The organism is Bradyrhizobium sp. STM 3557 (assembly GCF_045571465.1).
Lineage (GTDB): Bacteria > Pseudomonadota > Alphaproteobacteria > Rhizobiales > Xanthobacteraceae > Bradyrhizobium.
The window spans coordinates 940,285-955,249 of sequence record NZ_CP120697.1 but is presented as its reverse complement, the minus strand read 5'-3'; the positions used below and the strand labels follow the sequence as shown (position 1 = coordinate 955,249).

Genomic DNA, 14,965 nt, shown 5'->3' with positions numbered 1-14,965 from the left:
CACGCTATCCATCGGTGTAGAGTCCATTGAAATGCTTTCGGTTCAGTCCGCTCGGAGGTGCGCAGCTCCACAGGATGAGGATCTAGTCCGTAGCCCGGGTGAGCGCAGCGATACCCGGGACTCGTCAGTGACAGGGATCCCGGATGTCGCTTCGCTCATCCGGGCTACATGGCTCCTAAGCCGGGCCACTCAAGCGAGCGCCCCGGAATGACGGGAATCAGCTTCGCCCCTTGGTCGGCACCTTGTTGAACGGCACGTCCTTGTCGACGCGGATATCACCAGGCAGACCCAGCACGCGCTCGGCGATGATGTTGCGCAGGATCTCGTCGGTGCCGCCCGCGATGCGCATCGACGGCGACGACAGCAACATCTGCTGGAACTGGCCTTGCGCCGTCTCCTCGTCGCTGCCCGTGAGAACACCGGCTGCGCCCTCGAGGTCCATCGCGTAAGCCGCGATGTCCTGCAGCATGGTGCCGGCGACCAGCTTGCCGATCGAGTTCTCCGGACCGGGCCGCTCGCCCTTCGACAGCGCCGAGATGGCGCGATAGCTGGTGTATTTCAGCCCGCTCGCCTTCACCGCCCAGGATGCGAGCTTCGCGCGCGTGGCACGGTCGTCCGCAAGCCCGTTCTCGGTCATCAGATTCGAGCAGAATGCGAACATCTCCGGAAATCCGGTAGCGAGCCGCGCGCCGATCGACATGCGCTCGTTCATCAGCGTGGTCAGCGACACGTTCCAGCCATCGCCGACACTGCCGAGCCGCTGGCTGTCCGGAATGGCAACATCGGTGAAATAGACCTCGTTGAACTCCTGCATGCCGTTGGCCTGCTTGATCGGCCTGACTTCGACGCCCTTGCTCCTCATGTCGAGGAAGAACATCGTCAGCCCCTTGTGCTTGGGCACGTTGGGATCGGTGCGGGTGATCAAGAGGCCGAAATCGGAGTAATGTGCGCCCGAGGTCCAGATCTTCTGGCCGTTGATGATCCACTCGTCGCCGCGCTTCTCGGCGCGGGTGCGCAGTCCCGCGACATCGGAGCCACCGGCGGGCTCCGAGAAGAGCTGGCACCAGATCTCCTCGCCGGAGGCCAGCTTCGGCAAATAGCGGCGCTTGTCGGCCTCGCTGCCATAGGCCATCACGGTCGGGCCGCACATGCCCTCGCCGATCTGGAACGGCTGCGTCAGCTTGCCATAGATGCCCTCCTCCTGCTGCCAGATCACGCGCTCGATCGGCGAGGCGCCGCGGCCGCCATACTCCTTCGGCCAATGCAGGCAGGCCCACCCCGCATCGAATTTCTTCTTCTGCCAGGCCTTGCCGACCTCGACGATGTCGGCGTGCTTGAGGCGGATGCGCCCGAGCGACGAGCTCGCGAGCTCGGCCTGCAGCTCCTTCGGCGCATTGGCCTCGATCCATTGGCGCGCCGTGTTGCGGAATTCGGCTTCCTGCGGGGTATCATCGAAGTTCATCTACCGACCTCATTTGACATTGTTCTGACGCGATCTCGGTGGTCGTCATTGCGAGCCACCCGGTCCGCGCGCAGCGCGGGCCGGATGACAGGCTCCGCGAAGCACCCCAGAAAGCCGCCGGAAAAGAAATGGATTGCTTCGTCGCCTTCGGCTCCTCGCAATGACGAAGGCTAGATATCCGCGCCTCATCTTCGAGACGCTGCTGCGTAGCTCCTCAGGATGAGGTCTAGTTCCGTCCCTTCGTCGGGACCTGATTGAACGGCACGTCCTTGTCGACCCTGATGTCGCCGGGCAGGCCGAGCACGCGCTCGGCGATGATGTTGCGCATGATCTCGTCGGTGCCGCCCTCGACACGGGTGCCGGGCGCGCGGAGCAGCATTGCCTGGAATTTGCCGGCGAGCTCGGCTTCCGGTCCGCTGAGCACGCCGGCCGCGCCCTGCAGGTCGAGCGCGAAGGTTGCGACGTCCTGAATCATCGAGGCCGCCACCAGCTTGCCGATCGAATTCTCCGGGCCCGGCCGCTCGCCCTTCGACAGCGCCGAGATGGCGCGGAAGCTGGTATATTTCAGGCCGCTCGCCTTCACCGCCCAGTTGGCTAACTTCGAACGCACGTTGCGATCCTCGATGGCGGGACCATCGTCGAGCATCAGTTGCGAGCAGAATTCGAACAGCTCCGGAAAGCCGGTAGCGACGCCCGCGCCGATCGACATGCGCTCGTTCATCAACGTGGTCAGCGCCACGTTCCAGCCGTCGTTGACGGCTCCCAGTCGCTGCGCATCCGGGATCACGACATCGGTGAAATAGACCTCGTTGAAATCGGATTGCCCGCTCGCCTGCTTGATCGGACGCACCTCAACGCCTCTGCTCTTCATGTCGAGGAAGAACATCGTCAGGCCCTTGTGCTTCGGCACGTTGGGATCGGTCCGGGTCAAGAGGATGCCGTAGTCGGAATAATGCGCGCCGGAGGTCCAGATCTTCTGGCCGTTGATGACCCAAGCCTCGCCGCGCTTCTCGGCGCGGGTACGAAGTCCCGCAACATCGGAGCCGCCGGCCGGCTCGGAAAACAGCTGGCACCAGACCTTTTCTCCCGACGCGAGCGGCGGCAGATAATGCCGCTTATGCTCTTCCGAAGCGTAGGCCATCATGGTCGGCCCGCACATGCCATGGCCGATGATGAACATCGCCGAGAGCTTGCCGAACGGGCCCTCCTCCTGCTGCCAGATCACGCGCTCGATCGGCGAGGCGCCGCGACCGCCATACTCCTTCGGCCAATGCAAACAGGCCCAGCCGGCGTCGGCTTTCTTCTTCTGCCAGGCCTTTGCTACTTCAAGGACGTTCGCGTTCTTCAGCGCGGTACGCCCAAGGGAGGACGCGCGCAACTCGTCCTCATATTCTTTGGGCGCGTTGGCTGCGATCCAGGCCCGCGCCTCCGCGCGGAACGCGGCCTCCTGCGGGGTGTCATCGAAGTTCATCGGCAAGCCTCTGCTTTTATCGCAACGATTAGAAAAATAGTCCCACCCTCGTCATTGCGAGCCACCCGGTCCGCGCGAAGCGCGGCCGGATGACAGGCTCCGCGAAGCAATCCAGAGCTATAGAAAGATTCTGGATTGCTTCGTCGCCTTCGGGCTCCTCGCAATGACGATCCCATGAGTTGCTGGTGGGTGGAATCACGCCGCATTGCGCTTGCGCATGCGGTCGATCAGTTGATCTTCCCAGTAGCTCAAGCTGCCAAGTCCCAGCGCCAGCGCATTCGCGCGGCGGTAGTACAGGTGGCAATCGAACTCCCAGGTAAAACCCATGCCGCCATGGACCTGGATGTTGTTCTTGGCACAGTGCTGGAACGCCTGCGTGGCGCTGATGCGGGCCGAGGCAGCGGCCTCCGACAATTCCGGCGCGCCGGTCGAGAGCGCCCAGGCGCCGTAGTAGCAGTTGGAGCGCGCGAGCGTTGCCGAGACATACATATCGGCCAGCATGTGCTTGACCGCCTGAAACGAGCCGATCGGGCGGCCGAAAGCGATGCGGTCGAGCGCGTAGTCGCGGCCCATCTCCAACGCGCGATCGGCGCCGCCGATCTGCTCGAAGCCGATCAGCACCGCGGCGCGATCGAGCACCTGCGTGATAATGCTCCAGCCGTCGCCGGCCGCGCCGAGCGGCTCGGCCTTGCAATTCGTAAACGTCACCTCGGCCTGGCCGCGCGTCGGATCGAGATTGGTCAGCAACTTGGCCTCGACACCGCCGCTCTTCACGTCGACCAGGAACAGGGAGATATCGCTGTCGCGCCCCGTCGAAGCGGTGCGCGCAGCGACGATGACGAAGTCTGCAATGGCGCCATCGGGAACTGGCTTCTTGACGCCGTTCAAAACGTTATTCGAAGCCTCCAGTCTGATCGCCTTCGGCGACTGATTGCCTGATCCCTCGAACAGCGCCAGCGTGCCGATCGCCTCGCCGCTTGCGATTTTCGGCAGCCATGCCTGTTTCTGTGCGTCGCTGCCGGCGAGCATCAAGGCTTCCGCGGCGAGATAGACGGTCGATGAGAACGGCACCGGAGCCAGCGCGCGGCCCATTTCTTCTGCGATCACGCAGAGCTCGAGATGGCCGGCGCCGGCGCCGCCATACTCCTCCGGGACGGCGACGCCGAGAAAGCCCATCTCGGCAAGACCCTTCCAGAGCTCGCGGTCATAGGGTGACTGCCCGTCGAGCACGACGCGCACGGCTTTTGACGTGCACTTTTCAGTGAGAAATTTCCGCGCCTGGTCCCGGAGCTGCTTCTGGTCGTCGGAGAAATCGAAGTTCATGGCCCACCTTTTTGTTGGCGTCATTCCGGGGCCTCGCGAAGCGATGAGCTCGGAATGACGAAGGGAGAGAGCAGCGCGATCATCACAGCACGATCACATCATCCGCCGGCGGATCGGCGTAGAGCCGCTCGACCAGATCGGCGCGGCGCTCCAGCCCGGCGCGCTGGTTGATATAGCCCTTGTCGGTCAGCTCATGACCGTCGATCGATGGCGGCTCGACCATCAGCATCACGCGGGCGATGCGCCGGCTGCTGGCCTCGCCGCACGCTTTGTTATGCGCCTTGATCCCGCGCCTGAGGCAGGCGATCACGGCGGGATGCTTCACCACGTCATCAAAGCCCGCATCGGGATTGCCGACCAGCTGCCGGCAGGCATGCAGATTCGGCCAGGCCAAGAGCCCGATCGAACAGCGGTCCTGACCGGTCACCAGCGCGTCCTGAATGACAGGTGTTGCGGCCGCGATCGCATCGGTGCGCAGCGAGCCGACATGGACGAAGGTGCCTGTCGTCAGCTTGAAATCCTCGACGACACGGCCGGCAAAGATGATGCCCTGCATGGGATCATCGGGATCGACGAACACGCCGGCATCGCCGATGCGATAGAAGCCCTCTTCATCGAAGGCCGCCTTAGTCAATTCCGGCTGGCCGAAATAGCCTGGCGTGACGTTGACGCCGCGCAGCCGCAACTCATATTTGCCGCCGACCGGCACCATCTTCAGCGCGACGCCGGGAAACGGCAGGCCGATCAGGCCGACGCGCTCGGTGTTCCAATAGGTGCCGGTCGAGGTCGGGCCGGTCTCGGTCGAGCCCCAGCCGGTGTAGAACACGATGCGCTCGCCGGTGGCGCGCACCGCGAGCGCCTGCATGCGCTCGTAGAGATCATCCGGCAGCCGCGCGCCGCCATAGCCCATCAAGGCAAGGTCCTTGAAGAAGGAACGGCAGAGCGCATCGTCCTTTTCCATGGCGCCGGCGAGCGCGGCGTAACCGACGGGCACATTGGCGTAGTAGGTCGGCGAGATCTCGCGCAGGTTCCGGATGGTCTCCTCGAACTGGCCCGGCATCGGGCGGCCGTCATCAATATAGAGCGTGCCGCCATCGATCAGCAGCGGATTGAACAGCGCGTTGCCGCCCATGGTGTGATTCCAGGGCATCCAGTCCAGCACGGTCTGCACCGGCGCGTCGGCTCCGCGCGGCCGCACCTGCATCATCATCGCCGCATTGGCGCACATCATGCGTTGCGTGTTGATGACGGCCTTGGGCATGCCGGTCGAGCCCGAGGTGAACAGCAGCTTGCCGATCGTGTCGGGCGTGATCTCTGCGATCGATGCTTCGACTGCGTCTGTCACCGGCGTCGCCGCCAGATCGGCGAAGGCAAGACTTGGTACGCCGTCACAGGCGCGCGCGACGTGAATCACGGGAACACCGTCGAGCGGCAGCGCCTTCAGGGCTCTTTCGAAGGTCGGACCGTCCTGCACCATGATCGCGGCGGGCTTGATCAGCTCGAACAGATATTTGAGCTTGAGATGATCCTGGCTGACAAGCGAATAGGCCGGCGACACCGGTGCGGCCGGCAGCCGCGCCTGCATCGCGGCCATGGTCATCAGCGCATGCTCGATCGAATTGCCGGAGAGGATCGCGACCGGGCCGTCAAGGCGAAGATCGAGCAGGCCTTGCGTCAGCGCATCGACGCTGCGCTTGGCCACGCTGTAAGAGATCTTGCGCCATTGCCGCTCGGGGCCAACGCGCTGCGCGAGCCAGGTGCGCTCCGGCGCCTCGCGCGCCCATCTCGCGAGCGACGCCGGAATATGCGGCCCGTATTCCTGCAGCGGAATCCGCGATTGCATGATGATGGTGCCGTCGTCGCGCCGCGCGACCGCGATGTCGCGCGCGAGCCAGTCGACCTTGCGGAAAGCCGGCTTCTCGAGCACGCCGGCCATAGTCCCATCCATTTGCGTCTCCCGAAATATCGTCCTTTGCGGATCTTGGTATTTGTTTGTTCGCGTGCCGCTGCCCTGCTGCGCCCTCTCGCCTTGTGGGAGAGGGCATCACCGGCGGTAGCTCTACATCGCTCGGGTGAGGGGTTTGTCTCGGCATTTGCACACGCGGAGAGAGACCCCTCACCCGCCTCGCATTCGCCCGGCACCCTCTCCCACAAGGGGAGAGAGTAAGAGCGACTCACCTCGGCGCCATGCGAATGGCGCCGTCGAGGCGGATGGTCTCGCCGTTGAGCATCGGATTCTCGACGATGTGGACCGCGAGGTTGCCGTATTCCGAGGCATCGCCAAGCCGCGCCGGATGCGGCACCTGGGCCCCCAGGCTCTTGCGTGCTTCCTCGTTCAGGCCCATCAGCAGCGGCGTCAGGAACAGGCCCGGCGCGATGGTGTTGACGCGGATCTTCTGGCTGGCGAGATCGCGCGCTGCCGGCAGCGTCAGCCCGACCACGCCACCCTTCGAGGCCGAATAGGCGATCTGGCCGATCTGCCCCTCATACGCGGCGACGCTCGCGGTGTTGATGATGACGCCGCGCTCCTCGCCAATCACTTCAGTCGTGATCGCACGCTCGGCAAACAGCCGCAGCACGTTGAAGGTGCCGATCAGATTGACATTGATGATGCGGGCGAACTTGGCGAGCGGGTAGACGCCATCCTTGCCGACGATGCGCTGCGAGCCGCCGATCCCGGCGCAGTTCACCAGCACCCGCGCGACGCCATGTGCCGCCTCGGCCTTGGCGAGCGCGGCCCTGACCTGGTCCTCGTCGGTGACGTCGGCATGCAATGCAACGCCTTTCACTTCGGCGGCGACCTTCTCCGCGTTCTCCAGGCTCTGGTCGAGCACGCCGATTCTGGCGCCCTTGGCTGCCATCGCCCGCGCGGTGGCGGCGCCGAGCCCCGATCCACCGCCGGTGATGATGGCGGCAATGTCTTTGAGTTGCATGATGCGTGTCTCTCCCTGTGCGTTTCTTGCTGGTGCCGGCGAATGGCGAATAGGGAGTAGCGAATAGAAGAATACCGGACCCCTACTCGTCACTCCCTATTCGCCATTCGCCCTCTTCACTATTCCGCCGCAGACCAGCGCCTCCATATGCGCGATGTAGTCGCGGCAGACTTCGTCGGTGACAGGACCGACGCCGATCGCGCGCGACATCGCATGACGGCCGAAGAACAGGTGATCGCAGGCGCCGATCAGGCTGGTGTAGAACAGCACCGGATCGACGCTGCGAAATTCGCCAGCCGCAACGCCCTGGTCGAGCAGGCGCCGATGGAAATCCAAGAGCGGTGCCACGAAGAAGTTCGAGACCTCGTCGGCAGCCTCCGCGCTGCTCTCATGCAGCAGATAGTGGATCAGCCGGTTCATGTAGGGAAAGCGGTGATAGGCGCGGATGATGCCGCCGATATGCAGCTTCAGCTTCGCGGTCGGCGAGATCGGCTGCGCCAGCAGATATTCGAGGTTGGCGACTTCCGTCGCGGCATCGCGCGCCAGCAGCGCCAGCAGCAGGCCGTCCTTGTTGCCGAAATGATATTTCACCAGCGCGGCGTTGACGCCCGACTTCTGGGCGATGTCGCTCAAGGAGACCTCGATCGAGGCGCGCGCGATCATCAGCTCGCTGGCCGCGACCAGGAGCTTCTCCGCGGTCGCATTCCGCCCCGCGGGAACTCGATTTGTCGCGCTGCTCGTGAGCTGAGATGACATGACCCTGTCCAAGACCGGGCGGCAGCTAAGCCGATGCCGGCGATGAGCTCAAGAGTTAATTGATCGATTGACTAAGTCTCATTCGACCATTTAAATCGCGATCAAAGAAGAACCAAGTCTAGGGAGGAAACGCCATGGCCGAGGCCTATATCGTCGCGGCTGCCCGCACTGCGGGCGGCCGCAAGGGAGGCCGGCTGGCCGGCTGGCATCCGGCCGATCTCGCGGCCAAGGTGCTGGATGCCCTGGTGGAACGTTCAGGCGCAGCGCCGGACCAGGTCGAAGACGTGATCATGGGCTGCGTGATGCAGACCGGCGAGCAGTCCAACAACATCGCGCGCAACGCGGTGCTGGCCTCCAGGCTGCCGGAGAGCGTGCCCGGCACCTCGATCGACCGGCAATGCGGCTCGTCGCAGCAGGCGCTGCACTTTGCGGCGCAGGCCGTGATGTCCGGCGCCATGGACTGCGTGATCGCCGCGGGCGTCGAGTCGATGACGCGGGTGCCGATGGGACTCGCCTCTTCGCTGCCAGCGAAGAACGGTTTCGGCCACTATAAGAGCCCGAGCATCGAGCAGCGTTATCCGAACATCCAGTTCAGCCAGTTTACCGGCGCGGAGATGATGGCCGAGAAATACGGCCTCTCCAAAGACGAGCTGGACGAATACGCCTATAACAGCCACCAGCGCGCAATCGCGGCGACGCAAGGAGGCAGCTTCAAGGACGAGATCGTGCCGCTGCAGATCACGCGCGCCGACGGCTCGACCGACACGCACACGATCGACGAGGGCATCCGCTTCGATGTCAGCCTCGACGGCATCAAGGGCGTCAAGCTGATCGCCGAGAACGGCAGGCTGACGGCGGCGACCGCGAGCCAGATCTGCGACGGCGCCTCCGGCGTGATGGTCGTCAACGAACGCGGGTTGAAGTCGCTCGGCGTCAAGCCGATGGCCCGCATCCACCACATGACCATGATGGGCGGCGATCCCGTGATCATGCTGGATGCGCCGCTGCACGCGACCGAGCGTGCGCTGAAAAAGGCCGGCATGTCGGTCGACGATATCGACCTGTTCGAGGTCAACGAGGCCTTCGCCTCGGTGCCGACCGCCTGGCTGAAGACCACCGGCGCCGATCCCGCGCGGCTCAACGTCAATGGCGGCGCGATCGCGCTCGGCCATCCGCTCGGCAGCTCCGGCACCAAGCTGATGACGACGCTCGTCAACGCGCTGAAGCAGCGCAACAAGCGCTACGGCCTGCAGACCATGTGCGAGGGCGGCGGCATGGCGAATGTGACGATCGTGGAAAGGCTGTAGGCGCAACCACAACAACGGTGTCGTCCCCGCGAACGCGGGGACCCATAACCACCGATGTGAGTGGAAGTCTGAGCTGGAGCTCCAGCTCATCGATCCACAAGCGCCTGTGACTATGGATCCCGGCTCGCGCTCGCTACGCTCGCTTGGCCGGGACGACATCTCATCCCGTTCGGCAGTGTGCTCTCATGACCCACCCCTCCATCCACGCCCGCACCGACCCCGACAAGATCGCCTACCAGATGGCCGGCGGCGGCAAGGCCATCACCTATCGCGAGCTCGACGAGCTCTCGAACCAGGGCGCGCAGCTGTTTCGGGCGCTCGGGCTGAAGGCCGGCGATCACATCGCCTTCCTGATGGAGAACCGGCTCGCCTTCATGGAGATCGCCTGGGCCGCGCAGCGCGCCGGGCTCTACTACACCGCGATCAGCCGCTATCTGACAAAGGACGAGATCGCCTACATCATCAGCGACTGCGGCGCCAAGGTCTTCATCACCTCGCCGAAATGCGCCGAGCAGGTGCGGCAAGTCGTGAGCAGCGAGCCGGGAGCGCCGCTGTTCTTCATGCTCGATGAACCGGAGCCCGGCTTTCGGTCCTGGGACAAGGAAGCTGCCGCACAGCCGACCACGCCTGTCACGGACGAGGTCGCGGGCTACGACATGTTGTATTCGTCCGGTACGACCGGCCGGCCGAAGGGTATCAAGAAGAGTTTCGAAGGCAACCGGATCGACGCGCCGAACCCGTTCCTGAAGGTGCTCTGCGCCGACATGTGCGGCATTGGCGCGGACAGTCTTTATCTGTCGCCGGCGCCGCTCTATCACGCCGCGCCTCTGCGCTTCAACATGATGGTCACGGTGCTCGGCGGCACGTCCATCATCATGGAGCGTTTCGACGCCGAGGAATTCCTCCAGTTGGTCGAGAAGCACAAGGTGACGCACGCGCAGCTGGTGCCCACCATGTTCGTACGCATGCTGAAGCTGCCGGACGAGGTTCGCGCGGCTTACGACGTCTCCTCGCTGAAGGGCGCGATCCATGCCGCGGCGCCCTGCCCGGTCGACGTCAAAGCGAAGATGATCGACTGGTGGGGACCGATCTTGATCGAGTACTACGCGGGCTCGGAAGGCAACGGCGTCACGGTCTGCACCTCGCAGCAATGGCTCGAACACCGCGGCAGCGTCGGCCGCGCCGTGGTCGGCAAGATCAGGATTCTGGGCGAGGACGGCGCGGAGATGCCGACCGGCGAGATCGGACAGGTCTACTTCGCCGACGGGCCGGTGTTCACCTATCACAACGACCCGGACAAGACGAAGCGCGCCTATAACGACAAGGGATGGTCGACGCTCGGCGATGTCGGCTATGTCGATGCGGATGGCTTCCTCTATCTCACCGATCGCAAGTCCTACATGATCATCTCCGGCGGCGTGAACATCTATCCGCAGGAGACCGAGGACGTGCTGATCACACATCCCGAAGTCGCCGACGTCGCGGTGTTCGGCGTGCCCAACGAGGAGATGGGCGAGGAGGTCAAGGCGGTGGTGCAGCCGCATGACATAGCGCGTGCCGGCAAGGCGCTCGAGGAGCAGCTCATCCTGTTCTGCCGCGAGCATCTCTCCCCGATCAAATGCCCGCGCACGGTCGACTTCGAGGCCGAGCTGCCGCGCACGCCGACCGGCAAGCTGGTGAAGCGCCATTTGCGCGATCGCTACTGGCCGAAGAAGGTCCTGGTTTAGCCTCGAAGCAAGCTGTCATCCCGGCCTTGCGCCGGGATCCATAACCACCGATACCGATTATGCGAAAGCTGGAGCTCCGGCTTGCGCAACAAGCAGCGCCTGTGGTTATGGGTCCCGGCTCGCGCTTCGCTTGGCCGGGACGACGAGAGGAGTTCGCCGTGACCGCTTCCCATCCGCCGATCCCGCTTCCACCCTCCATCCGCTCACGCCAGGTCGAGGGCATCAACGGCTTGTCGATGCATGTGCTCGAGGCCGGCTTCGAGACCAAAGGCCGGCCCTGCGTGCTGCTGCTGCACGGCTTTCCGGAGCTGGCCTATAGCTGGCGCAAGGTGATGCCCGCGCTGGCGGCTCGCGGCTATCACGTGATCGCGCCCGACCAGCGCGGCTATGGCCGCACTACGGGATGGAGCGCCGAGTATGATGGCGATCTTGCGCCGTTTCGGCTGACCAATCTCGTGCGTGACGTGCTCGGGCTGGTCTACGCCTTCGGCTATCGGCATGTCGATGCGGTGGTCGGCCATGATTTCGGCAGCCCGGTCGCAGCTTGGTGCGCGCTGATCCGCCCCGATGTGTTTCGCTCCGTCGTGATGATGAGCGCACCGTTTGCCGGCCCGCCGGCGCTGCCGTTCGACACCGTCGACAAGCCGGCGATGCCGCCCAAGGATGATCCGGTGCGTCGCGATCTCGCCGCACTGCCGCGGCCGCGCAAACATTATCATTGGTACTATTCGACACGCGAGGCCAACGCCGACATGCACCGTGCGCCTCAGGGACTGCATGATTTTCTGCGCGCCTATTATCATCACAAGAGCGCGGACTGGACCGGCAACAAGCCGTATCCGCTCAGCGCCTGGTCGGCGGAAGAGTTAGCGAAGCTGCCGACCTATTACGTGATGGACCTCGACAAGACCATGGCGGAGACAGTCGCCGAGGAGATGCCGGATGGAGCTGCGATATCGGCCAATCGCTGGCTGCCCGACAGCGAGCTCGCCTATTACAGCGCCGAGTATCGGCGCACGGGATTTCAGGGCGGGCTGCAATGGTATCGCTGTGGCACGTCCGGCACGTTCGATGCCGAGCTTCAGACATGGGCCGACCGGCGTATCGAGATTCCCTCTGCGTTCATCGCAGGGAGACAGGACTGGGGCACATATCAGCGCGCCGGCGCGTTCGAAGCTATGCAGACGCGCGCCTGCGGCAACATGATCCTGTGCGAGCTGATCGAGGGCGCCGGGCACTGGGTGCAGCAGGAGCAACCCGATTCCGTCAATCGCCTGCTGCTGCAATTCCTCGAAGCGACACGGGCAGGCCATCCTGAGCCCGCGCGCGTGCCATGATTTGACGACGCTGGCCAGACGCCCTATATGATTTAGAATAATTCTAAAGTACTGGGCGATAAGGCTAAGTGAATGAAGAAATTCGCTGATCTCAGCGAGCGCGAAATCCTGGCGGTCGCGATCGCGGCCGAGGAAGAAGATAGCCGCATCTACATGACCTTCGCCGAGGACCTGGCGGAGCGCTATCCCGATTCGGCCAAGCTGTTCGAGGAGATGGCCGAGGAGGAGCGCGGCCATCGCCACATGCTGCTGGAATTGTACGAGCAGCGCTTCGGGCCGCATCTGCCGCCGATTCGGCGCGAGAACGTCAAGGGCTTTCTGTGTCGCCGCCCGATCTGGCTCACCAAGAACCTGTCGCTGGAGGCCATCCGCAAGGAAGTTGCCACGATGGAGTTCGAGGCCGAGCGCTTCTATGCCAAGGCCGCCGAACAGGCCCAGGATGTCGGCGTGCGCCGGCTGCTCGGCGATCTCGCCGAGGCCGAGAAGGGCCATGAGACGATCGCGGCGAAGCTGACCGACGACATCCTCACGCCCGACGTGCGCAGCAAGGAAGACCAGACCCGGCGCCGGGTGTTCGTTCTGCAATATGTGCAGCCGGGGCTTGCCGGGCTGATGGATGGCTCGGTCTCGACGCTCGCGCCTTTGTTCGCCGCGGCGTTCGCCACCCATCAGAATTTCCAGACCTTCCTGGTCGGGCTTGCCGCCTCGATCGGCGCCGGCATCAGCATGGGCTTTGCGGAAGCGCTCTCCGATGACGGCTCGCTGACCGGGCGCGGCTCGCCCTGGCTGCGCGGCGCGACCTGCGGCGTGATGACGGCGCTCGGCGGCCTTGGTCACACGATGCCATATCTGGTGCCGGATTCCTGGCCGAATGCATTCTGGATCGCCACCACGATCGCGGGGCTCGTGGTGTTCTTCGAATTGTGGGCGATCGCTTACATCCGCGCCCGCTACATGGACACGCCATTTCTGCAGGCCGTGTTCCAGATCGTGCTCGGCGGCATCATCGTGCTCGGCGTCGGCATCCTGATCGGAGCTGCTTAGGGAAGAACATGACGGGGGCATCACGTTATCAGGGCCGGCACGCACCGATGTGCCTGGCTGCCGCGATCACATCGCTCGCATTCGCCGTGCCGGCGCAAGCGACTGACGAGATCCAGGTCTACAATGCCGGCATCGCCGCGCCCGGCCAGTTCACGATCCAGCAGCACCTCAACTACGTCGGCATCGGCATCAAGGAGCCGCCGTTTCCCGGCGGCATCGTCTCCAACCACAGCCTGAACGGTACGCCGGAATTCGCATATGGCCTCACCGATTGGTGGGAGCTCGGCCTCTATCTGCCATTCTCGGTGCAGGACGGCCGATTCTACTCGGACGCCTTCAAGCTGCGCACGCTGTTCGTCTCGCCGCATGCCGACAAGCGAAACTTCTTCTATGGGGTCAATTTCGAGCTCTCCAACGAAACCCCGCCGTTCGCGCAGACGCGCTGGGCGCTGGAGATCCGCCCCATCATCGGCGTTCGCAACGCCGAGTATGAGTTCATCGTCAACCCGATCGTGGATATCGGCTTCGGCCGGTATGGCGAAGCCGACTTCGCGCCAGCGGCGCGGCTCGCGCGCAAGTTCGGCGATGATCTTGATTTCGGTTTCGAATATTACGCCGATTTCGGCAGGATCGGTTCCTTCTCTCCGCTCCGGGAGCAGCAGCATACGCTGTTTGCCGTGACCGACTTCAAGGCCGGCGTCCTCGATATCAATCTCGGCGTCGGCTACGGCCTGACGCCGGGCTCCGACCGCTTCGTGGTCAAGAGCATCATCGGATATGCTTTCCCGGTGCCTGGCGGCAACAATCGCCCGAGTGACCGCGCGCCGATCGGGGCGGTGAATCCGATGGCGCACGCATCGCTGCGGACATTTCAGCCCGGAGCTGAATAGGAGCCGAGACCAATTCGAGGAAGCCCGATGACGCCCCGTCTACACTACGGCACGCCGGCGAAAATATTCCATTGGCTCATCGTCGCGCTGCTCGCCGTGCAATATCCGATCGGCTGGCTGATGCCGGACCTCCATCGGGGCATGCAGCCGGGCGCGCCCATGATCTTTCACGTCTCCGTCGGCTTCACGATCCTGCTCGTCATCGTGCTGCGCCTGGCCTGGCGGCTGAGCCATCCGGTAGCACCGGAAAGCTCCCTGCCGATCCGGCAGCGGCTCAGCTCGGAGCTGGTGCACTGGATGCTCTACGTTATGGTGCTGGCGACGACCATCAGCGGCTGGCTGTTCGCTTCCTATCGCGGCTGGACCCTCTCGTTCTTCTATTTGTTCCGATTGCCGATGCTCGCCTCGGACAATGCCGCCGCCGGCAAGGCCATCGACGGCCTGCACCAGGCTGCCGAATGGCTGCTGATTGTTCTGATCGTGCTGCATGTCGGCGCCGCACTGGTGCACATCTTCATCTATCGCAACCGCGTCATGCAGCGGATGTTGCCGGGCTAGCCGCCCAGCCTCTGCACAATTTAGGTCGAGCGGCGATCGCTGATATCGCGGATTGAAGCGGCCTGCGCCGCTGTCGCCGCGGCCTTGAGCTGGGACCCAAACTACAACTGTTCATGTGGAGACGCGCTGTGGCTCCGGCGTGCTCGTCAATACCGGC

Annotated in this window: 12 protein-coding genes; 6 read left to right on the top strand and 6 right to left on the bottom strand. The window is 64.0% G+C overall.

Features of this window, described 5'->3' with window-relative positions; genetic code table 11:
• Nucleotides 1-217: 217 nt before the first annotated feature.
• The 6 genes from P6U24_RS04325 to P6U24_RS04300 all read right to left on the bottom strand — a co-directional run bounded on the left by P6U24_RS04325 (nt 218) and on the right by P6U24_RS04300 (nt 7,945).
• Nucleotides 218-1,462, bottom strand: coding sequence for an acyl-CoA dehydrogenase (locus P6U24_RS04325; protein WP_407157958.1), 1,245 nt, complete (start codon nt 1,460-1,462; stop codon nt 218-220).
• A gap of 226 nt (nt 1,463-1,688) precedes the next feature.
• Nucleotides 1,689-2,933, bottom strand: a complete 1,245-nt coding sequence (locus tag P6U24_RS04320; RefSeq protein ID WP_407157957.1) for an acyl-CoA dehydrogenase — start codon at nt 2,931-2,933, stop codon at nt 1,689-1,691.
• A 195-nt stretch (nt 2,934-3,128) separates the two neighbouring features.
• The gene (locus P6U24_RS04315; RefSeq protein ID WP_407157956.1) at nt 3,129-4,256 is read right to left on the bottom strand and encodes an acyl-CoA dehydrogenase family protein; all 1,128 of its coding nucleotides are present in this window, start codon (nt 4,254-4,256) and stop codon (nt 3,129-3,131) included.
• A gap of 82 nt (nt 4,257-4,338) precedes the next feature.
• Nucleotides 4,339-6,204, bottom strand: coding sequence for an AMP-binding protein (locus P6U24_RS04310; RefSeq protein WP_407157955.1), 1,866 nt, complete (start codon nt 6,202-6,204; stop codon nt 4,339-4,341).
• 226 nt (nt 6,205-6,430) lie between these two features.
• A complete protein-coding gene (locus tag P6U24_RS04305; RefSeq protein ID WP_407157954.1) occupies nt 6,431-7,189 on the bottom strand; it encodes an SDR family NAD(P)-dependent oxidoreductase in 759 nt (252 codons plus the stop codon).
• A gap of 96 nt (nt 7,190-7,285) precedes the next feature.
• Nucleotides 7,286-7,945, bottom strand: coding sequence for a TetR family transcriptional regulator (locus P6U24_RS04300; RefSeq protein WP_407157953.1), 660 nt, complete (start codon nt 7,943-7,945; stop codon nt 7,286-7,288).
• Between the two features lie 134 nt (nt 7,946-8,079).
• Here P6U24_RS04300 and P6U24_RS04295 point away from each other — a divergent pair, with 134 nt between their 5' ends.
• The 6 genes from P6U24_RS04295 (at nt 8,080) to P6U24_RS04270 (ending at nt 14,808) form a co-directional block, all read left to right on the top strand.
• A complete protein-coding gene (locus P6U24_RS04295) occupies nt 8,080-9,252 on the top strand; it encodes an acetyl-CoA C-acetyltransferase (RefSeq protein ID WP_407157952.1) in 1,173 nt (390 codons plus the stop codon).
• A gap of 185 nt (nt 9,253-9,437) precedes the next feature.
• Entirely contained in the window at nt 9,438-10,979 is a 1,542-nt protein-coding gene (locus P6U24_RS04290) for an acyl-CoA synthetase (RefSeq protein ID WP_407157951.1), read from the top strand.
• Nucleotides 10,980-11,215: 236 nt separating this feature from the next.
• Nucleotides 11,216-12,316: an alpha/beta fold hydrolase gene (locus P6U24_RS04285; protein WP_407160774.1), complete on the top strand. Its 1,101-nt coding sequence runs from the start codon at nt 11,216-11,218 to the stop codon at nt 12,314-12,316.
• Between the two features lie 72 nt (nt 12,317-12,388).
• The gene (gene mbfA, locus P6U24_RS04280) at nt 12,389-13,360 is read left to right on the top strand and encodes an iron exporter MbfA (protein WP_407157950.1); all 972 of its coding nucleotides are present in this window, start codon (nt 12,389-12,391) and stop codon (nt 13,358-13,360) included.
• A gap of 8 nt (nt 13,361-13,368) precedes the next feature.
• Nucleotides 13,369-14,250: a hypothetical protein gene (locus P6U24_RS04275; protein WP_407157949.1), complete on the top strand. Its 882-nt coding sequence runs from the start codon at nt 13,369-13,371 to the stop codon at nt 14,248-14,250.
• 27 nt (nt 14,251-14,277) lie between these two features.
• A complete protein-coding gene (locus P6U24_RS04270; RefSeq protein WP_407157948.1) occupies nt 14,278-14,808 on the top strand; it encodes a cytochrome b in 531 nt (176 codons plus the stop codon).
• Nucleotides 14,809-14,965 lie beyond the last annotated feature (157 nt).